We start from the raw sequence: 18,873 nt of genomic DNA on the forward strand, positions 1-18,873 counted from the left end.
CCCGCTGCGGGCCCTGGCGGCGGCCGCCGCCGACTGTTCGCGCCGGCTCGGCTGGCGCGGCGGGCGCTGAGTCCGCCGGCCGGTCCGGCCGCCCTTTTCGCCAGCCCCTTTACAATAGTCAGTTGCCCAGAGCCAACCCGTCGGGTCCGGCTCGCTTTTTTGCCGCCGCCCTTGCCGGCGGCCCAGCGGCCGGCCCAGGCCGCGCCCGCCCCTGATACCGATATCCGCGTGCAACCCCTTACCGTTTCCGATTTCGACTACGAGCTGCCTCCCGAGCTCATCGCGCAGACGCCCGCCGCCCAGCGCACGGGCAGCCGCCTGCTGCACCTGGACAGCGCCAGCCAGCTGCATGACCGCCAGTTCGCCGACCTGGAGGGGCTGCTGCGCCCCGGCGATCTGCTGGTGTTCAACGACACCCGCGTCATCAAGGCGCGCCTGGCCGGCCACAAAATAACCGGCGGCAAGGTCGAGGTGCTGGTCGAGCGCATCATCGACACCGACCGCGCCCTGGCGCACGTGCGCGCCAGCAAGTCGCCCGGCGCCGGCATGGTGCTGCGGCTGGCCGACGCCTTCGACGCCACGGTGCTGGGCCGCGAGGGCGAGCTGTTCGACATCCGCTTCCCCGGCCCCGTGCTGGAGCTGCTGGACGCCCACGGCGCCACGCCGCTGCCGCCGTACATCACGCACGCCGCCGACGCCGGCGACGACGACCGCTACCAGACCGTCTACGCCCGCGAGCCGGGCGCCGTGGCGGCGCCGACCGCCGGCCTGCACTTCGACCAGCCCACCCTGGACCGCCTGGCGGCGCTGGGCGTGGAGCGCGCCTTCGTCACGCTGCACGTCGGCGCCGGCACCTTCCAGCCGGTGCGCGTGGACAGCCTGGCCGACCACATCATGCACGCCGAATGGTTCACCGTGCCGCAGGCCACGGTGGACGCCATTGCCGCGGCCCGCGCCCGCGGCGGCCGCGTGATCGCGGTCGGCACCACCAGCGTGCGCGCCCTGGAATCGGCCGCCGCCCAGACCGAGGGCCGCACCGCCCCCGGCCTGCCGCTGGCCGCCGCCCAAGGCGACACGCGCCTGTTCATCACCCCCGGCTACCAGTACCGCGTCATCGACGCACTGGTCACCAACTTCCACCTGCCCCAGTCGACCCTGCTGATGCTGGTGTCGGCGCTGGCCGGCGTCGAGCCGATCCGCCGCGCCTACGCCCACGCCGTCGCCCAGCGCTACCGCTTCTTCAGCTACGGCGACGCCATGTTCATCGAATCCCTCGCCCCATGACCGGACTGAATTTCGAACTGCTCGCCACCGACGGCGGCGCCCGCCGCGGCCGCATCACGCTCAACCACGGCGTGGTGGAAACGCCCATCTTCATGCCCGTGGGCACCTATGGCAGCGTCAAGGCGATGATGCCGCACGAGCTCAAGGAGATCGGCTCGCAGATCGTGCTGGGCAACACCTTCCACCTGTGGCTGCGCCCGGGCACGGAAATCATGGAAAAGCATGGCGGCCTGCACGGCTTCATGCAGTGGGACAAGCCGATCCTGACCGACTCGGGCGGTTTCCAGGTGTTCAGCCTGCAGGGCATGCGCAAGATCACCGAGGAAGGCGTGAAGTTCGCCTCGCCCATCGATGGCGCCCGCCTGTTCCTGACGCCCGAGGAATCGATGCGCATCCAGCGCTCGCTGAACTCGGACATCGTCATGGTGTTCGACGAATGCACGCCCTACGAGATCGACGGCCGCCCCGCGACCGTCGAGGAAGCCGCCCGCTCGATGCGCATGTCGCTGCGCTGGGCGCGCCGCTCGCGTGAGGAATTCGACAAGCTGGAGAACCCCAACGCGCTGTTCGGCATCGTCCAGGGCGGCATGTACGAGTCGCTGCGCGACGAGTCCCTGGCCGGCCTGCAGGACATCGGTTTCCACGGCTACGCCATCGGCGGCCTGTCGGTGGGCGAGCCCAAGGAAGACATGATGCGCATCCTGGCGCACGTGACGCCCAAGCTGCCGGCCCAGGCGCCGCGCTACCTGATGGGCGTGGGCACGCCGGAAGACCTGGTCGAGGGCGTGAGCCGCGGCGTCGACATGTTCGACTGCGTCATGCCGACCCGCAACGCCCGCAACGGCTGGCTGTTCACCCGCTTCGGCGACGTCAAGATCCGCAACGCCAAGTACCGCGACGACACCCGTCCGCTGGACCCGAGCTGCGCCTGCCACACCTGCGCCAACTTCTCGCGCGCCTACCTGCACCACCTGCAGCGCGCCAACGAGATCACCGGCGCGCGCCTGAACACGCTGCACAACCTGCATTTCTACCTGACCATCATGAAGGAAATGCGGGAAGCCATCGCCGAAGGCCGCTTCGACGCCTGGCGCGCGCAATTTGCCGCCGACCGGGCGCGCGGGGTGGAATAGAATCCCAGGCAGCGTCACGCCCGATTAAAAAGCGGGGCGCGCAGCGCCTAGACCGACACTAGAACAGCCGCCCCGCCGCCGGGCCGCCCCAAGGCGGGGCAGCCCCCTCGGGGGGCAGCTAGCGCACGAAGTGCGCGCGGCGTGGGGGCCTTAACCTCGCTACAATAGTCGGCTTGCCCTATCCATGGCTCGCGCGGGGATGGGCGCAGAACAAGATCGGCGACAGCACGATACAAACAAACCCAAACAGACTACACGCAGGAGAATTACATGTCCGCTATCGATACCGCCAGCCTCGTCGTGGCCCAGGCCGCCCCCGAAGGCAATGCGCTGATGGGCATGCTGCCCATCATCCTGATGTTCGTGATCCTCTACTTCCTGATGATCCGTCCCCAGATGAAGCGCCAGAAAGAACACCGCAACCTGATCGCCGCCCTGGCCAAGGGCGACGAAGTCGTGACCGCCGGCGGCATGCTGGGCAAGGTCACCAAGGTGAACGACAGCTACGTCACCGTCGAAGTCTCGGAACTGGCCGACAAGCCGGTCGAGATCATCATGCAGAAGTCGTCGGTGTCGACCGTTCTGCCCAAGGGAACCATCAAGGCCCTGTAAGCGTCCCATAGGAGCTCCGCCGCCGGGCCCAGGGCCCGACGGCAGCCGCCCCGCCGCCCGTCGCGCCAGCCGCCCGGGCGGCCTTTTCTCCACTCTTACATGACGTAGCCGGCAATGAACCGCTATCCCCTCTGGAAGTACATTACGGTCCTGATTGCGGTCCTTATCGGCCTGCTGTATACGCTTCCCAATTTCTACGGCGAATCGCCCGCGGTCCAGGTGTCCAGCGCCAAGGCCACCATCAAGGTGGATCCGGCCATGCTGGAACGGGTCCAGCAGATCCTGACCGACGCCAAGATCCCCAATGAAGGGGTCTACTACGAACAGAACGGCACGCTCGGCACCGTGCGCGCCCGCTTCACGTCGACCGACCTGCAACTGCAGGCGCGCGACCTCATCGACAAATCCCTCAATACCGTCCAGGGCGACCCGCACTACACCGTGGCGCTGAACCTGCTGCCGGCCTCGCCCACCTGGATGCGCGCGATGGGCTGGTTCGCCCCCAAGCCCATGTACCTGGGCCTGGACCTGCGCGGCGGCGTGCACTTCCTGCTGCAAGTGGACATGCAGGGCGCCCTGACCGCCCGCTACGACTCGCTGGCCGCCGACGTGCGCTCGGTGCTGCGCGACCAGAAGGTCAACGTGGCCGGCGTCGAACGCTCGGGCATGAGCGTGGCCGCCACCTTCGCCAGCGCGCAGGACCGCGACCGCGCCATCTCGACGCTGCGCAGCCGCCTGCCCGACCTGGAATTCACCGAAAGCGAAGAGAACGGCAAGCTGCTGCTGCTGGGCGCGCTGAACCCGGCCGCCGTCACCCGCGTGCAGGACTCGGCGCTCAAGCAGAACATCAACACGCTGCACAACCGGATCAACGAACTGGGCGTGGCCGAGCCGGTCATCCAGCAACAGGGTTCGGACCGCATCGTGGTGCAGCTGCCCGGCGTGCAGGACGTGGCCAAGGCCAAGGAACTGCTGGGCCGCACCGCCACCCTCGAAATCCGCATGGTCGACGACTCGCCCGCCGCGCAGGCCGCGCTGCTGGGCGGCACCGTGCCGTTCGGCCTGGAGCGCTACTCCGACCGCGACGGCCGCCCGATCCTGGTGCGCCGCCAGGTGGTCCTGACCGGTGAAAACCTGCAGGACGCCCAGCCCGGCCGCGATTCGCAGACCCAGCAGGCCGCCGTCCACCTGACGCTGGACTCCAAGGGCGCGCGCATCTTCCGCGACGTCACCCGCGACAACATCGGCAAGCGCATGGCCATCCTGCTGTTCGAGAACGGCAAGGGCGAAGTGGTCACGGCCCCGGTCATCCGCAGCGAAATCGCCGGCGGCCAGGTGCAGATCTCGGGCAGCATGAGCTCCGAGGAAGCCGCCGACACCGCGCTGCTGCTGCGCGCCGGCGCGCTGGCCGCGCCGATGTCGATCATCGAGGAACGCACCATCGGCCCGAGCCTGGGCGCCGACAACATCTCGAAGGGCTTCCATTCGACGCTGTACGGCTTCCTGGCGATCGCCGTCTTCATCATCATCTACTACCACCTGTTCGGCGTGTTCTCGACCGTCGGCCTGACCCTGAACGTGCTGCTGCTGCTGGCCCTGCTGTCGATGCTGCAGGCCACGCTGACGCTGCCGGGCATCGCGGCCATCGCGCTGACACTGGGCATGGCGATCGACTCGAACGTGCTGATCAACGAGCGGATACGGGAAGAACTGCGCAACGGGGCATCGCCGCAACAGGCCATCCACCATGGCTTCGAGCGCGCCTGGGGCACGATTCTCGACTCCAACCTCACTACGCTGATTGTCGGCCTGGCCCTGCTGGCATTCGGTTCCGGCCCGATCCGCGGCTTCGCGGTGGTCCATTGCCTGGGCATCCTGACCTCGATGTTCTCGTCCGTCGTGGGCGTGCGCGCGCTGGCCAACCTCTGGTATGGCCGCAAGAAGAAGCTCACGTCGATCTCGATCGGCGAAGTCTGGAAGCCGAAGACCAACTGAACATGCGCGCGGGCGGCAACGCCGCCCGCCACCGAATAGCCAGGGCAAAAAATGGAATTTTTCCGGATTCACCGCACCATCCCGTTCATGCGCCACGCGCTGGTGCTGAACATCATCAGCCTCGTCACCTTCGTGGCGGCGGTCTTCTTCATCCTCACGCGCGGCTTCCACCTGTCGATCGAATTCACCGGCGGCACGGTCATGGAAGTCAACTACGCCCAGACGGCGCAGCTTGAAAGCGTGCGCGGCGTGGTCTCGAAGCTGGGCTACACCGACTTCCAGGTGCAGAACTTCGGCACCTCGCACGACGTCATGATCCGCCTGCCGCTGCAGGAAGGCCAGACGTCGGCCACCCAGAGCGAAACCGTCATGGCCGCGCTCAAGGCCGCCGACCAGGGCGTGGAACTGCGCCGCGTCGAATTCGTCGGTCCGCAGGTCGGCCAGGAACTGCTGCACAACGGCCTGATGGCCCTGCTGGTGGTGGTCATCGGCATCATGGTCTACCTGGGCTTCCGCTTCGAATGGAAGTTCGCCGTGGCCGGCGTGATCGCCAACCTGCACGACGTGGTCATCATCCTGGGCTTCTTCGCCTTCTTCCAGTGGGAATTCTCGCTGTCGGTGCTGGCGGGCGTGCTGGCGGTGCTGGGCTACTCGGTGAACGAATCCGTGGTCATCATGGACCGGATCCGCGAGAACTTCCGCAAGTACCGCAAGGCGGACGTGCAGGAAGTCATCAACAGCGCCATCACCCAGACCATCTCGCGCACCATCATCACCCACGGCTCGACCCAGATGATGGTGCTGGCGATGCTGTTCTTCGGCGGCCCCACCCTGCACTACTTCGCCATGGCCCTGACCATCGGCATCTGGTTCGGCATCTACTCGTCGGTGTTCGTCGCCGCCGCGCTGGCCATGTGGATGGGCGTCAAGCGCGAAGACCTGGTCAAGCCGGTCAAGAAGGAAGGCGAGGAAGGCGAAGTCGCCTGAGCCGTTTCCCTTTCTTGGAAAACCCGCCCGCGTGGCGGGTTTTTTTATTTCACCATGACTCCAGCACCGCATTTCGCTGGACTACGCCCAAGCCCGATACAGCAGGTTTATCAATAACTTAGGCGAGTTCAACATATGCCGGTGCTTTCCGAAACCTGACCCGGCTTCCCCTCTGCTGACCCCTATGAGGCTCCTGGAAACCGGGTCTTTCCGAGGAGTCATCGTGGCAAAAATCAAGCTCACCAAGTCCGCAGTCGATGCGGCACAACCTCAGGCGCAGGCCGTCGAATTCCGGGACACGCTGGTGCCCGGCTTCCTGTGCAAGGTTACGCCAGCAGGCCGCAAGGTGTTCATGCTCCAGTATCGGACGAACGCCGGCGAACGCCGCAAGCCCGCCTTGGGCCTCTATGGGGAACTCACCGTCGAACAAGCCCGTTCCCTTGCCCAGGAGTGGCTGGCCGAGGTCCGTCGGGGTGGTGACCCCGGTGCGGCCAAGACCGCCGCGCGCAAGGCCCCGACCGTCGCTGAACTGTGTGTGAAGTTCATGGAGGACCACTCCAAGCAGCGCAACAAGCCCAGCACGCAGGCCGGCTACCAAAAGTGCATCACCCGTAACATCATCCCGATGCTGGGCCGCATGAAGGTGCAGGACGTGAAACGCCCGGACGTGGCCGGGGCGATGAAGAAGATGGCGCACAAGCCCGCGGACGCGAACCGCACGTTCAGCGTGATGCGCAAGATGTTCAACCTGGCCGAAGTCTGGGGCTACCGGCCGGACGGCACCAACCCGTGCCGCCATGTCCCGATGTACCCCAACGGCAAGGCCACGCACCTCATCAGCGACGAGGAGATGGGCAAGCTGTTCCGGTATCTCGACTATCTGGAAACCGATGGGTTGGGGCTGGATCATGCGATCCTTCCGCTGGCCATCCGGTTGCAATTCGAGTTCGCGGGCCGCCGCTCCGAGATCGTCACCCTGCAATGGGATTGGGTGGATTTGGAGAACCGGCGCGTGGTCTGGCCCGACAGCAAGACCGGCGGCATGTCCAAGCCCTTAAGCGAGGAAGCCTACCGCCTGCTTTCCACCGCGCCGCACCAGGACGGTTGCCCGCACGTGTTCCCGTCCCCGAATCATCCGGGGCAGCACCTGACCACGGGCGAGTATTACAGCGGCTGGACGCGCATCCTCAAGCGCGCCGGCGTGACCCACGTGGGCACGCACGGCATCCGCCACCGTTCGGCCACCGACATCGCTAACTCGGGGATTCCGGTGAAGGTCGGCATGGCGCTGACGGCGCACAAGACCGTGGCAATGTTCATGCGTTACGTCCACACCGAGGACAAACCGGTACGCGAGGCGGCCGAACTGGTGGCGAACCGGCGCAAGGCGATCACCGGGGCGCAGCGCCCGGTAGAGGTGGCAGCATGAGCAGGTTCCAACACATGGCTTCTGCTGCCGGAATTGTCGCGACACTGTCACGACAATTTCAGGGTCCCCTCCTTGGCCGGCTGCGGGACTGGAAAAGTATGCCCGTTTCGGGCATACTTTAGAGGTTGCCTGACATGAATGTCCTCAAGCGCAAGGACTTTGCACGGTGGCAGGCGGGCGAGAAGCTGCCCGATGCCGCCTTGTGCCGGGCGGTTCACGAGATGGAGGCTGGCCTGATTGATGCTGACCTGGGCGGCTTCCTCTACAAAAAGCGGGTGGCCCGTCTTGGTGGCGGCAAGAGCGGCGGTTATCGAACGCTGCTGTCAGCGCGAATCGGTAGCCGCTATGTGTTTCTGCATGGATTCCCAAAAAGCGATAAGGCGAACATCACGCAGGACGAAAGGAAGGCGCTGCAGTTCGCCGGAAAGGTGTTTCTGGAGCTATCGGCAGAGGACTTGATGAAAGCGCTGCAGATAGGCGTTCTATTGGAGGTGTGTTGTGACGAGCAAGCTCATTGAATCCCTGCGCGGCGATCTGGCCGCGCTGCACGATGCCGGCGCGATCGGCAAGGTGACGATGCGCGAGTTCGACGCCATCTGCCCGCCGCCAGTACGGGAGTTCAGCGCGGCCGACATCAAGCGGCTGCGCGAGGAACTGAAGTTCAGCCAGCCGGTGTTCGCACTGCACCTGCACACCACGGCATCCACGGTACGCAAGTGGGAGCAAGGCGACACCCATCCTGCAGGGCCAGCCCTCAAACTGCTCAATGTCATCGCGAACAAGGGGCTGCAGGCAATCCTTTGATCAAGACAAATAGGTCTGCACTTCCCGCAGACATCTGCCTCAAATGAAGTTACGATGTTTAACGGTTGTAAAAACATCTATGGAGGTAACGGGTGGCGGAGACGAGAAACGTGTTTATCAGCCATGTCCATAAGGACGATCATGGACTCCAGAAGCTCAAAGATCTACTGGCTCCGAAGGGTCTGGATGTCAGAGACTCCTCGATTCATACAGGGAAGTTCAACAACGCCACTGATGAGCACTACATAAAGACCCAAATTCTGGCACCTGCGATCAACTGGGCTGGCGTCTTCATTTGCTACGTTTCTCCCCAGACAAAAGATAGCGATTGGGTTAACTGGGAGATTGAATATGCTGCAAAGCAGGGCAAACGCATTGTGGGCGTTTGGGAACATGGTGAAAAAGAATGTGATATTCCCGATGCCTTGAAGGAATACGCTGACGCCTTGGTTGGTTGGAACGGCGATGCAATCATTGATGCGATTAATGGCAAAGACACATGGGAAAAGCCTGATGGTGGTTCCTGCAGCACTGTTCCCCTTAAGCGACACCCCTGCTGATGGCTCGCATTCACTCCTACGTGGTGCGCTACGACAGTGGTTTTGCACCCAATCCGTTTTATGGTCACTGTACGCTAGTAACCTGTAAGCCAGGTATTCGCCGCAGTGCCGAAGTTGGTGACTGGGTCATCGGCAGCGGCAGCAATGCCCATGGCGTGGGTCGAGGTGGACATCTTGTGTACGGCATGCGCGTTACCGAGGTAATGACACTCGACGAATATGCGCTGAATCCCAGGTTTGAATCGAAAAAACCTTTTCGCAACGGAAGCCGGAAGCAAAGTTGTGGAGACAACATCTACTTTAGAGATGGGCCTGAGGCAGCTTGGCAGCAACGAGATTCTTTTCACTCCCGGGAAGACGGAACACTTAATCCTCAGCACGTACAGCGCGACACTGGAGTAAACAGGGTTTTGGTCAGCAATGACTTTGTTTATTTCGGAGGGACGGGGCCAAAGTTCCCTCTAGAACTGCAAGACCGAAATGGTAGACCTCTGTGCAAAAGTGGCATAGGGTTGACTTGCTTTAATGATCCTCAACTGCTTGCCAATCTAGAGAAATGGATACGTAGTTTGGGTGTTGCCGGCTATCAAGGGCCCCCATTCGAATGGCTCACTCTTCGCGGATAATTTGACATGCAAAAAGAAGGATCTCTTCTGCTCTCGGATTATGCAGCAGAAATTGCAGCTACCGATGTGCTCAATCCGACCGATTTTTCCCCAGTTCTTCAAGGTTTATATGGGGAAATAGGCGGAATTATGGCTACGGCAAAAAAGCATATTCGGGAGAAATCCGCCTATCCTGGGTTTAAGAAGGCGGCCGAAGAAGAGTTTGGCGACACTCTCTGGTATCTGGCAGCGCTCTGCAGGCGTATGCAAATTCCCCTTGAAGAGGTTTTTGCCGAGGCAGCGAACCATGGGGATTTTAAGAACGTGGGAGCCGCCAGCGACATGGCCGAGGGCGCGTTGGCTTACATTGCCATGCCAATTGCTGAACCGGGTTCGGTGGATACCACGCTGGTACGTTTAGGTCAGTCAGCCGCAGCATTGTTGGGTAGTTCCCCTACGCATAGTGATCTAGTTTCCTTTGCACGAGCTTATTTGGACGCCATTCGTGCTGCCGAATTGATATTTTCAGAAGTGGCGCGCGGCAATCTTCGGAAAGCTCGCGGGGCCTTTTTAGAGCCACAACCTGCTGATTTAATTGGTCTTGATTTCGATAGCGATTTCGGGGATGAAGAACAACTGCCCAGAAATTTCAAAATTAGAGTCAATCAACGAGGAAGCGGAAAGAGCTATCTTCAATGGAATGGGGTATTTATAGGAGACCCTCTGACTGACAATATTGCTGACCGCGATGGTTATCGATTTCACGACGTCTTCCATTTTTCATATGCGGCCGTACTACATTGGTCACCCGTGATTCGGGCATTGATCAAGCATAAACGAAAAAGCAAGCCGAAGTACGATGAGGAGCAGGATAGTGGTCGAGCCATTGTTGTTGAAGAAGGCCTTACTGCCTGGATTTTTTCTAGAGCAAAGGAATTGAATTTCTTCGAGAAGCAGGAGAAGATTTCTCTGGGAATTCTGAAAACCATTGGTGAATTTGTTAGCGGCTATGAAGTGGAAAAGTGTCCGCTGAAGTTGTGGGAGAAAGCTATCCTTGACGGGTATGCCGTTTTTCGGCAGCTCAAAGAAAATCAGGGAGGTTGGATCATTGGCGACCGTGAACAGCGCACAATCAAATATATGCCGCTGGAGCTTGAGAAATGAAGACTCACCCTTTTGTCGAGGCGGTGGCCTCGCTGCAGTTTGAAAACTGTTTTAACCCGTATTCAGATCGTTGCGAAGTGCATGACCGTCGCGATGCACCTCGGCGCCGAACTGCGGCGCTTTCTGCCATGCTGCGTTGCGCGCTGGAGGAACCGGTCGATGCAATATGGATTGGCCGAGACCTTGGATACCGTGGGGGGCGCCGCACGGGGCTGGCCCTGACTGATGACGTTCACATGACCCATCATGCCAAGCGTTGGGACCTCGATTTAGTTGCAGAACGACCTACCGTAGGAAGCGCAGTGGCTGAGCGAACTGCTGCAGTCATATGGAACATGCTGGAGCACATTGATGCTCGTATCTTCCTTTGGAACGTCTTCCCACTTCATCCGCACGAATCGGGTGATCCGTTTACCAACCGGCAGCACAATGCTCGTGAAAGACGTGCGGGCGAAGAATTGCTGCAGCAACTTATTGACCTATTGCAGCCATCCCGCATCGTTGCCATAGGAAATGACGCTGCCGCAGCAGCTCATCGCATCACGGATACGGTGCCCGTTATTTGTGTGAGGCATCCGAGTTACGGTGGCCAAACACAGTTTCAGGAGCAAATTTCGGAACTCTATGGATACCCACTACGGAATCAATCACTTTTTTGAACGGGCGTTGGCGGTTTCTTTAACCAGTTGCAATCGATGCTGCGAGCCAGCTGATCACATTGTCGCGGATATGGCTAGCGTCCCTTATCATCGATGGCCATCGTGAGGTGAGTGTGAAAGAGCCGAGCGAAGTCCACGTCGGCAAGATCTCCATCGGCGAAGTAGCCTCGATCCTTGGAGAGATTCAACGCCGCTCCCCCCGGTGAAGGGACAGGCAATACCTTGGCGGCTGGGTGAAAGTGTCTGAACAGTTCGTGCTCCGCCTCTACGCCCTCCATGCCCCCGATGAATACTGCCGCAACTAAGTCTTCACGTGACAGCATTTGCTCGCGCATCATCAACAGGCTCGCTTCCCGCTCATTGGGAATCGCTTCGGTATAAACGACATTCTGGAAGTGCTTGTTCTCTTCGGGATAGCGGTCCTCAAAGAATCTACTCTGATACAAGATCACTGACTGGGAGTAGTCCACACCCAAGTCTTCACAGATTGTCCAGATCATCGGCGTAATGGCAGGATGGCCGCCCCAGACAATCTTGTGCCGACGAATCACAGCCATTGCCAACTCTCGTACTGCACATTGGATAAGGAACGGATTAGCCGTTTCATGATAAGTGCCTCGGCCAACAAGCGGCACGCTGGCCGAAAGGAAGATGGCGCTCATGCTCAAGCCACCCAATCTGCAAATTGCCAACCTGCCTCGCTCGACTTGACCCAGCGTGCGGAATGGATGTACTGGCCAAGCCAGTCCAAATGTCCTAGCCATCGAGGATGCAAGCCGACGTGATCGTAGACAACGGCGACTGACTGATCAGGTGAATTTGTCGAGGCCTCATGCAGTGTTGTCGATGTAGGAACACCAACCGTGGGATACACCACCACTGCCCGACCATCTGGCAGTCGGATATGAACGGCCCTGTTACTCCCCACTCCGATTACTTGACCACCGATCGTTTGAATGGCATTTCGCAGATTGCTCACAAGATTGACGGAACGCACGGCATGGCTCTGACTGCGGACTTCCTCAAGTTGCAAGCAGATGCGCTCTACCGCCCCGTCGGCCAGACGCCCTGTGCCCGGGTCTACTTCTTCGGGCAATAGTTCTGCCCGGCTTGCAGTAGCTGTGCGCGCAGAAGGTGTGGCATCCGGCCAGCCGACCCGAAGAACGCTGATGCCCTTGGCCAACGCGCGTCCGAACTCCGCGCTCGTCCAGCGACTTTCGAAATAACCTGGCGTGTCGAGCATCACGAGCACATCAGAATCGCAGAGCCGATGCCACAGCATGGTCTGGAAGTCCTCCGCAGGTGGAATGCCGTGCGTGTCGAGGAATACGTCGAAAAGTCGAACTGACAAAGCGTCAAACAGTTGCAAAGCAGCTTCTCGGGCTTCACCTCGGCGGTAGCTCACAAAAACCCGCCGCTGCCGAGGGAGTAATCCTGCACATTCCAGCAATGCGGTCGCAACGCGTTGTGCACCACCTGCTGCATACGCTAGGCAGTTGAGCGGTTGCAACATTGCAGGAATCTCTGCGCTGACTCTACTGACATCCGACGCCACCGGCAGCAATGGGATGCCACGCTCTAACAGCTTTGCAACATTGGCAATAGGAGCATTCTCACCTCCAAAAAAAACTGCGGCGGCTGATCTTTGCTGCGGCGGCTCGAACGATTCGGGACAAATATCCCATCCGACCTCATGACCCAGCCTCAGATTGAACATGCCTACGGCGTGAGCCACGATATTCTCAAGCTCAGAAATCTGAGCAGCACTTGGTGCCCCAAGTATTGCAAGCTGATATAGAGAAGGCATGTTTACCTTAGTCGAATAATTTTTAGAAATCGGGCGAAAGCATCCCACTCAGGCACGATTCCTGTGGGCCTCCAGGCAAATTAATACCGTTGCCATTCTGGAGCCAACAGTCCATCCAAGAATCTAGATCGAACGGAAACAAAAGAATCCTTGCCTACATCATTTCCCCGCACGGCCATATCTTCAATCGCTTCTGCATCATCAAGTTTAATTTCTACCGGAGTCTGTTGATTAATCCGAAGATGGCGTGTTGGGCCTAAAAAACCATCGGCCAAAACTAGTGCCCCATGCTCCTGGGCAGCAAAGAAGAGATCGGCACTATTGGGTGCCCATCCAGCTTTCCCTTTTCCAAGGGACTCCGTGAAATCGCTTTCACTGCCCATTGTGCCGACACTTAAAACATCTATTCGATCCAAGGGTATTTTTAGATAGCGAACAGCTTCTGCCAGTGCGGGGAGAATTGGATTGTTCGCCCAAACACCACCATCAAGAAAAGATTCAGGCGCAACCGGCCCATCCCAGACAGATTCGTCAAAATATGTAGGGGCAGCTGAAGATGCAAGTGCGGCATCGACCGCTGAGATATCTCGAAATGCTGTTCTATCTGGGGTATGGGCTGTGACAATAGCTTCAGCTTGTCCATGTTTGGCTCTTACTGTAGGAATAACGAGCCTGCAGCATGAGGCATCAGTTATTCTCCTATCACCATACACTTTGCACAGTAAATCTCGGAGCGTGGAAGATTCGTGCTTGGATTTCAACCAATGTCGAAGCTTCCTATCTTTTGGGAAAATTAACGGTCCTTGCTCTTGGTAGAATTTCAATATATCGCGCGGAGCTATTCCGAGGGCAAGCCCGATTGCGAGTATTGCACCTGTCGATGTGCCAGCCACTAAATCGAAATGCGATACTAGATTGTTACCGCCACCACTCCTGAGCATGTCATCCCACTTAGCCAAGACGGCGGCAGTAAACGTCCCTCGCAATCCTCCCCCATCAAGAGCAAGAATTCGAAAATTACGCCCCCGTGAAACACTGCGCCGCACGAGCGGCAGAAGCTTTAGCTGATTGACAATGGTTTCTACAATACGTTCGATAGACGTATCGTTCGCAATTTCTCGGTTTGCATTCTCAGATAGTCCATTTTGCAATCTTGAAGGCAAGCTCGGGTTGTCCTTTAGATAACCCGCAATTGCTCCCCCAAATCCTGCAACAACGAAACCTGGCTTTCCGAGTTCTAGCATCGCATCAAGCTCAGTGGGGACCCCTGCTTTGGCCTTATTTATGTCCCACCACTTACCTCCAACGCAGACAACCGCATCCGATCGCTCGGCCATCCAGTCTCGCATTGGAGTTAAATCACTATTGCTTACTCCATCAGCTTCTGCGGGAACTATTTGCACCGCTGCGAATTGGCGTTGGATTTCTATTTCTGCAATTTGTTCATCTGTTTCGGCAAATTTTTGAGCACGAACCAATGTTAAGGCTCCTACCTCACCTCCCGCATGAAGAAAATCTCTCGCGGCATCTTCTAATGGTTTAGACAAGGACGGGTGACTGCCATGAATCACTGAACCTCCCTCGCTAAATATTCGCGATGCTAGTGCCTTCACAAACAAGCATATTTCTTCTTGCCGCTCATCTGGAGCAGATCCTGAGAGGTGAATTCGCACCCCTGCAAGAGGTTGTCTTGGAATCATGCGTTAAACCTGGTTGGCTGGAACGATTAAATTACGAGTAATTTCCCCTGATCTCAATGGCTTTTTCGATCCAGTCCTCAAGGTTTTCCTTGATGTGACTGTACACATTAGTACTGGAGGAATATGGCGGATTGTAAGTTTTTACGATTTCATCCATGGAGACACCATTTATAGTGAATTTTGAAAATGGATTGCTTCCCTTTTCCGCTTGATCTCCGTCGCTATCCTTGAGATTGTGGATGTAGATCCCAAGCACCCCCTTCTTATCCTTCCACGCTTTCTTTATTTCGTAGTTAATCCATTTTCTCCCAGCCGTATTCTCTCCAACAAGAATGATTGCAACCGTCTTTCCTTTTAATTGCTCATCAATCCACTCTTGAATTGCATCATCTCCGCCTGCCTTCACATCTTCCCAGTCGTTATCGGAAGCGGGCTTGTTTCCATCTATAACACCCATGCTTCTGACTTGGGCAGCTCTCCAGTTGTCTGGCTGGTAGTGAAAGCTGTAAAAGGCTCTACGCGTCATTTTTTCTCCTGATGCTTCTTTGCGGCTAAAGATACGATTTCCATCCAAGTCACAATTTACAACAAGTATCTTCATTTGTTGAAATTTGGGGTGACTTGCGTGGGCATCCCCGGCCAAGTGGACATGGCCGGTCGCGCTGTCGTGCGCGTAGCGCATCGAGCCGCCGCACCCTTCGGCCACGGCGTCTCGCCCCCTTCGGGCTTCCATCGTTCCCTCGCTCCGCTTGGCTGACGCCTCCGGCCCGGCTTCCAGATCCGGGCCTGCGCGCTTGCGCTTGCCGTGCGGTCGGCACACAGGGAGGGCCGTTGCCATGTCCAGCCGTCTTCCCTGACTCCATCACCTTGTCAGCGACCGTAGCCCGCTCCCGTAGGCCGTCAAGGCGCGCAGGGCCGTGTCCTCGGCTGCGCCTGCGGGCCGCACCCACCCTGCGCTTGTTTCCTTGACGGCCCCCGTCCGCGCGCTCCTTTGGCCGCGGGCGATGAACTCAGGAAAGACGGTGGCAACAGGGCCAACCGGGTTCCTCGTGCCGACCGCACCGAACAGCCGAAAGGCTGGGCTCCGAATCTAGGAATCCGGTGTGCGGTTTTCTTCAACAGCCTCAGGAGAAAGACCATGCAACTCGCATCCCGCTTCGCTCACCACTCCCCCGCATTGCGCAGCGAAACCCCGCTGTCCGATGACCAGATTCGCAGGGTGGCCCCGTCCATCTTCGCGGACGCTCCGCATGAGAGCCGTTCCGAGCGGTACAGCTACATCCCCACCGCCGCCGTGTTGACCGAGCTTCGCAAGGAGGGTTTCCAGCCCTTCATGGTGTGCCAAACCCGCGTGCGCAACGAAGGCCGGCGCGAGCACACCAAACACATGCTGCGCCTGCGCCACTCCAACCAGATCAACGCCCGCGAAGCCAATGAAATCATCCTGCTGAACTCGCACGACGGCACGAGCAGCTATCAATTACTGGGTGGCATGTTCCGCTTCGTTTGCAGCAATGGCCTTGTCTGCGGCGACACCATGGGCGATGTGCGCGTGCCCCACAAAGGCGACGTGGCCGGGCATGTCATCGAGGGCGCCTATCAGGTGCTAGGTGGCTTCGAGCATGCGCAGGAATCGCGCGAATCCATGCAGGCCATCACGCTGGATGCAGGGGAATCGGAAGTGTTCGCCCGCGCTGCGCTGGCCCTCAAGTACGACGACCCGACCAAGCCCGCGCCCATCACGGAATCGCAAATCCTGATGCCGCGCCGGTTCGATGACCGCCGCCCCGACCTGTGGAGCGTGTTCAACCGCACGCAGGAGAACTTGACCAAGGGCGGATTGGCTGGCCGCGCCGCCAATGGCCGCAGGCAGCGGACCCGGCCCGTGCAGGGCATCGATTCCGACATTCGCCTGAACCGCGCCCTGTGGCTGCTGGCCGATGGCATGCGTCAGCTCAAGGCCTGAACCGTTCCCCCGCCGGAGGGGCGGTTCCCCTCCATTCCCTTGTTTCACTCGATTGGAGATTCACCATGAACGCCGTTACCTACACCGAAGCCCAAGCCCTCGACACCCGCGCCAACGTGCTGCAAGCCGCCGACCCGAGCAAGCACATGATTCTGGTTCCCCTGTCGCGGCTGGTGCTGCGCCCCACGGGCCGCAACGTGCGCAAGACCCCGCGCATGTCCATTCCCGAACTGGCCGCGAGCATCCAGCGCGTGGGCTTGCTGCAAAACCTGATCGTGATTCCCGCTGCCGATGGCGAGCATTACGAGGTGGTGGCCGGTGGTCGCCGCCTTGCGGCCCTCAAGCTGCTGGCGAAGAAACACCGCATCGCCAAGGATTGGCAGGTGCCTTGCCTGCAAGTGGCCGATGGCACGGCCCGTACCGCGAGCCTCACCGAGAACGTGCAGCGCGAAGCCATGCATCCGGCAGACCAGTTTGAAGCGTTTGCGGCATTGGTGGCCGAAGGCCGCCCCATCGAAGACATTGCAGCGGATTTTTCCGTCACGCCGCTGGTGGTGCAGCGCCGCTTGAAGCTGGCGAACGTCTCGCCGCGCCTGATGGCGGACTACAGGGCCGATGCCGTGACGCTCGATCAGTTGATGGCGCTCTCCATCACCGACGATCACGCCGCGCAGGAGCGTGCGTTCTACGATGCGCCGCTGTGGCAACGCAGCCCCTCCGCGCTGCGCGAACGCCTGACCGAGCGCGAGATTGACGCCTACCGCCATCCGCTCGTGCGCTTCGTGGGGCTGGATGCCTACGAGCAGGCAGGCGGCGGAGTTCGCCGTGACCTGTTCGCGGAGGATGACGCGGGCGTGTACCTGAGCGACGCCGCCTTGCTGGAACGGCTGGCGCAAGACAAGCTGGCAGGCATCGCCGCCGAGGTGAAGGCCGAGGGCTGGGCTTGGGCCGATGCCACGCCCGGCATGACCCATGCCGACCTGCACGCCTTTCAGCGTGCGCCGAGGGAGCGGCGCGCACCCAACAAGCGCGAAGCACAGCGCATCGAGAAGCTGCAAGAGAAAATGCGCGCCATTGGCGAAGCCGTGGACGCCGCGATGGATGCCGAGGACGAGGAGAAGGCCGACGCCTTGCAGGAGGAAGGCGAAGCCCTGGGCGAGCAGTTGCAGGCGCTGGAAGAAGGCTTGCGGGGATACGGCGCGAACGTGAAGGCCGCAGCCGGTGCCATTGTGACCATCGACCGCAACGGCGAAGTCGTGATTCATCGCGGGCTGCTGCGCGAGGCCGAAGCTAAGGCGCTGCGCACGCTCGAAAAGCTGCGCCAAGGCTTCAGCGACCCGGACGCCGCGAACGATGACGAAGGCGAGGAAGACGAAGCGCCCAAGACAGCAGCGATTTCCGACCGACTGGCTCAGCGCCTGAGCGCCCATCGCACCGCTGCACTGCAAATCGAGGTAGCCCGGCATCCACAGGTGGCGCTGGCCGCGCTGGTGCATGGCATGGTGCAGACCCTCTTGCAGGGCCGCTACTACGGTCATGATCTACCGCTGGGCGTGCGCCTGACGGTGCAAGACCGGCTGGAAGGCATGGCCCCGGACTGGCCCGATTCACCCGCCGCCGTGGCGCTGCGCGAATTGCAGCAGGCGTGGGGCGGCAAGCTGCCCGACGACAGCGCCGAACTGTTCGCCGCGCTGCTGGCGATGGAGCAAGGCGAACTGGTCAAGCTGCTGGCCGTGTGCGTGGCTTCGACCGTGGACGTGGTGACGCCGCGTGCCACGGTACAGCAGCCGGGCGCGGAACTGGTGCAGGCTGTGGGCCTCGACATGGCCGCATGGTGGAGGCCGACCGCAGAAGGCTACTTCAAGCACGTTCCGAAGGCAGCGATTCTGCAAGCCGTGGGCGAGTTGGTGCCCGAGAGCGTCAACCGGCTGGCGAAGCTCAAGAAGGCCGACATTGCCAGTGAGGCCGAGCGGCTGGTGAACGGCAAGGGCTGGATGCCTGCCATCTTCAAGACGGCAGACGCGCCCGAGGAAGGCCTGCAGGATGCGGCGCAGGACGGCGCGGAAGCAGCCGCCACCGTGACGCATGAACCTGCCGAGGCATTGACCGCCTGACCCACGCCGAAGGCAAGCGCCCCGCCCGGGGCGCTTTGCCGCAGGGAGCCGAAC

General features: G+C 60.2%; 18 protein-coding genes. 14 read left to right on the forward strand and 4 right to left on the reverse strand.

The genetic code is table 11. From position 1 onward, the window contains the following. Positions 1-228 precede the first annotated feature (228 nt). From queA to H0523_RS09640, 12 genes are all read left to right on the forward strand, one after another. A complete protein-coding gene (gene queA, locus H0523_RS09585) occupies positions 229-1,284 on the forward strand; it encodes a tRNA preQ1(34) S-adenosylmethionine ribosyltransferase-isomerase QueA (RefSeq protein WP_054429215.1) in 1,056 nt (351 codons plus the stop codon). After that, on the forward strand, positions 1,281-2,417 hold the full coding sequence (gene tgt / locus H0523_RS09590) for a tRNA guanosine(34) transglycosylase Tgt (protein ID WP_054428559.1): 1,137 nt from the start codon (positions 1,281-1,283) through the stop codon (positions 2,415-2,417). Before queA ends, tgt begins: the two co-directional genes overlap by 4 nt. Positions 2,418-2,687: 270 nt before the next feature. Continuing rightward, positions 2,688-3,029: a preprotein translocase subunit YajC gene (gene yajC / locus H0523_RS09595; RefSeq protein ID WP_006390891.1), complete on the forward strand. Its 342-nt coding sequence runs from the start codon at positions 2,688-2,690 to the stop codon at positions 3,027-3,029. 114 nt (positions 3,030-3,143) lie between these two features. Next, entirely contained in the window at positions 3,144-5,024 is a 1,881-nt protein-coding gene (gene secD / locus H0523_RS09600; protein ID WP_054428560.1) for a protein translocase subunit SecD, read from the forward strand. Between the two features lie 51 nt (positions 5,025-5,075). Then, positions 5,076-6,011, forward strand: coding sequence for a protein translocase subunit SecF (secF, locus tag H0523_RS09605; RefSeq protein WP_054428561.1), 936 nt, complete (start codon positions 5,076-5,078; stop codon positions 6,009-6,011). Between the two features lie 223 nt (positions 6,012-6,234). Beyond that, positions 6,235-7,440, forward strand: coding sequence for a tyrosine-type recombinase/integrase (locus H0523_RS09610; protein WP_024570156.1), 1,206 nt, complete (start codon positions 6,235-6,237; stop codon positions 7,438-7,440). Between the two features lie 134 nt (positions 7,441-7,574). Beyond that, positions 7,575-7,958, forward strand: a complete 384-nt coding sequence (locus H0523_RS09615) for a type II toxin-antitoxin system RelE/ParE family toxin (RefSeq protein ID WP_019043430.1) — start codon at positions 7,575-7,577, stop codon at positions 7,956-7,958. Then, a complete protein-coding gene (locus H0523_RS09620) occupies positions 7,939-8,244 on the forward strand; it encodes a helix-turn-helix domain-containing protein (protein WP_019043431.1) in 306 nt (101 codons plus the stop codon). Before H0523_RS09615 ends, H0523_RS09620 begins: the two co-directional genes overlap by 20 nt. 92 nt (positions 8,245-8,336) lie before the next feature. After that, positions 8,337-8,804, forward strand: a complete 468-nt coding sequence (locus H0523_RS09625) for a TIR domain-containing protein (RefSeq protein ID WP_024570157.1) — start codon at positions 8,337-8,339, stop codon at positions 8,802-8,804. Further along, a complete protein-coding gene (locus H0523_RS09630; protein WP_080375559.1) occupies positions 8,804-9,430 on the forward strand; it encodes an Nmad2 family putative nucleotide modification protein in 627 nt (208 codons plus the stop codon). Before H0523_RS09625 ends, H0523_RS09630 begins: the two co-directional genes overlap by 1 nt. Positions 9,431-9,436: 6 nt before the next feature. Further along, positions 9,437-10,573 (forward strand): nucleoside triphosphate pyrophosphohydrolase family protein, encoded by a 1,137-nt coding sequence (locus H0523_RS09635; protein WP_029158621.1) that lies wholly within the window; start codon positions 9,437-9,439, stop codon positions 10,571-10,573. Continuing rightward, a complete protein-coding gene (locus tag H0523_RS09640) occupies positions 10,570-11,232 on the forward strand; it encodes a uracil-DNA glycosylase (protein ID WP_060446450.1) in 663 nt (220 codons plus the stop codon). The genes H0523_RS09635 and H0523_RS09640 overlap by 4 nt, the downstream gene beginning before the upstream one ends. Before the next feature lie 74 nt (positions 11,233-11,306). On the opposite strand, the gene thcA is transcribed toward H0523_RS09640, so the two are convergent. The 4 genes from thcA to H0523_RS32245 form a co-directional block, all read right to left on the reverse strand. Next, complete coding sequence (gene thcA, locus H0523_RS09645; protein ID WP_019043436.1) at positions 11,307-11,894, reverse strand: Thoeris type III anti-phage system protein ThcA; 588 nt, start codon at positions 11,892-11,894, stop codon at positions 11,307-11,309. 2 nt (positions 11,895-11,896) lie between these two features. Next, positions 11,897-13,039: a Thoeris type III anti-phage system protein ThcB4 gene (gene thcB4, locus H0523_RS09650; protein WP_080375558.1), complete on the reverse strand. Its 1,143-nt coding sequence runs from the start codon at positions 13,037-13,039 to the stop codon at positions 11,897-11,899. Between the two features lie 80 nt (positions 13,040-13,119). Then, entirely contained in the window at positions 13,120-14,739 is a 1,620-nt protein-coding gene (locus H0523_RS09655) for a CBASS cGAMP-activated phospholipase (protein ID WP_072270846.1), read from the reverse strand. Positions 14,740-14,770: 31 nt separating this feature from the next. After that, positions 14,771-15,577, reverse strand: a complete 807-nt coding sequence (locus H0523_RS32245) for a TIR domain-containing protein (protein WP_019043439.1) — start codon at positions 15,575-15,577, stop codon at positions 14,771-14,773. 300 nt (positions 15,578-15,877) lie between these two features. Between H0523_RS32245 and H0523_RS09665 the strand changes: the two genes are divergently transcribed. Both H0523_RS09665 and H0523_RS09670 read left to right on the forward strand, forming a co-directional pair. After that, positions 15,878-16,705 (forward strand): DUF932 domain-containing protein, encoded by an 828-nt coding sequence (locus H0523_RS09665; RefSeq protein WP_024570161.1) that lies wholly within the window; start codon positions 15,878-15,880, stop codon positions 16,703-16,705. A 65-nt stretch (positions 16,706-16,770) separates the two neighbouring features. After that, positions 16,771-18,819 carry a ParB N-terminal domain-containing protein gene (locus H0523_RS09670; protein WP_019043441.1) on the forward strand — a complete coding sequence of 683 codons (2,049 nt, stop codon included), beginning with the start codon at positions 16,771-16,773 and terminating at the stop codon, positions 18,817-18,819. Positions 18,820-18,873: the final 54 nt, after the last annotated feature.

It is taken from the genome of Achromobacter insuavis (assembly GCF_902859645.1).
Lineage (GTDB): Bacteria > Pseudomonadota > Gammaproteobacteria > Burkholderiales > Burkholderiaceae_B > Achromobacter > Achromobacter insuavis.

What these genes read in the sequence shown, in the direction of transcription:
- tgt (WP_054428559.1), top strand. Translation starts at nt 1,281, where the DNA reads ATGACCGGACTGAATTTCGAACTGCTCGCCACCGACGGCGGCGCCCGC.
- yajC (WP_006390891.1), top strand. Translation starts at nt 2,688, where the DNA reads ATGTCCGCTATCGATACCGCCAGCCTCGTCGTGGCCCAGGCCGCCCCC.
- secD (WP_054428560.1), top strand. Translation starts at nt 3,144, where the DNA reads ATGAACCGCTATCCCCTCTGGAAGTACATTACGGTCCTGATTGCGGTC.
- secF (WP_054428561.1), top strand. Translation starts at nt 5,076, where the DNA reads ATGGAATTTTTCCGGATTCACCGCACCATCCCGTTCATGCGCCACGCG.
- H0523_RS09615 (WP_019043430.1), top strand. Translation starts at nt 7,575, where the DNA reads ATGAATGTCCTCAAGCGCAAGGACTTTGCACGGTGGCAGGCGGGCGAG.
- H0523_RS09630 (WP_080375559.1), top strand. Translation starts at nt 8,804, where the DNA reads ATGGCTCGCATTCACTCCTACGTGGTGCGCTACGACAGTGGTTTTGCA.
- H0523_RS09635 (WP_029158621.1), top strand. Translation starts at nt 9,437, where the DNA reads ATGCAAAAAGAAGGATCTCTTCTGCTCTCGGATTATGCAGCAGAAATT.
- H0523_RS09640 (WP_060446450.1), top strand. Translation starts at nt 10,570, where the DNA reads ATGAAGACTCACCCTTTTGTCGAGGCGGTGGCCTCGCTGCAGTTTGAA.
- thcA (WP_019043436.1), bottom strand. Translation starts at nt 11,894, where the DNA reads ATGAGCGCCATCTTCCTTTCGGCCAGCGTGCCGCTTGTTGGCCGAGGC.
- thcB4 (WP_080375558.1), bottom strand. Translation starts at nt 13,039, where the DNA reads ATGCCTTCTCTATATCAGCTTGCAATACTTGGGGCACCAAGTGCTGCT.
- H0523_RS09655 (WP_072270846.1), bottom strand. Translation starts at nt 14,739, where the DNA reads ATGATTCCAAGACAACCTCTTGCAGGGGTGCGAATTCACCTCTCAGGA.
- H0523_RS32245 (WP_019043439.1), bottom strand. Translation starts at nt 15,577, where the DNA reads ATGGCAACGGCCCTCCCTGTGTGCCGACCGCACGGCAAGCGCAAGCGC.
- H0523_RS09665 (WP_024570161.1), top strand. Translation starts at nt 15,878, where the DNA reads ATGCAACTCGCATCCCGCTTCGCTCACCACTCCCCCGCATTGCGCAGC.
- H0523_RS09670 (WP_019043441.1), top strand. Translation starts at nt 16,771, where the DNA reads ATGAACGCCGTTACCTACACCGAAGCCCAAGCCCTCGACACCCGCGCC.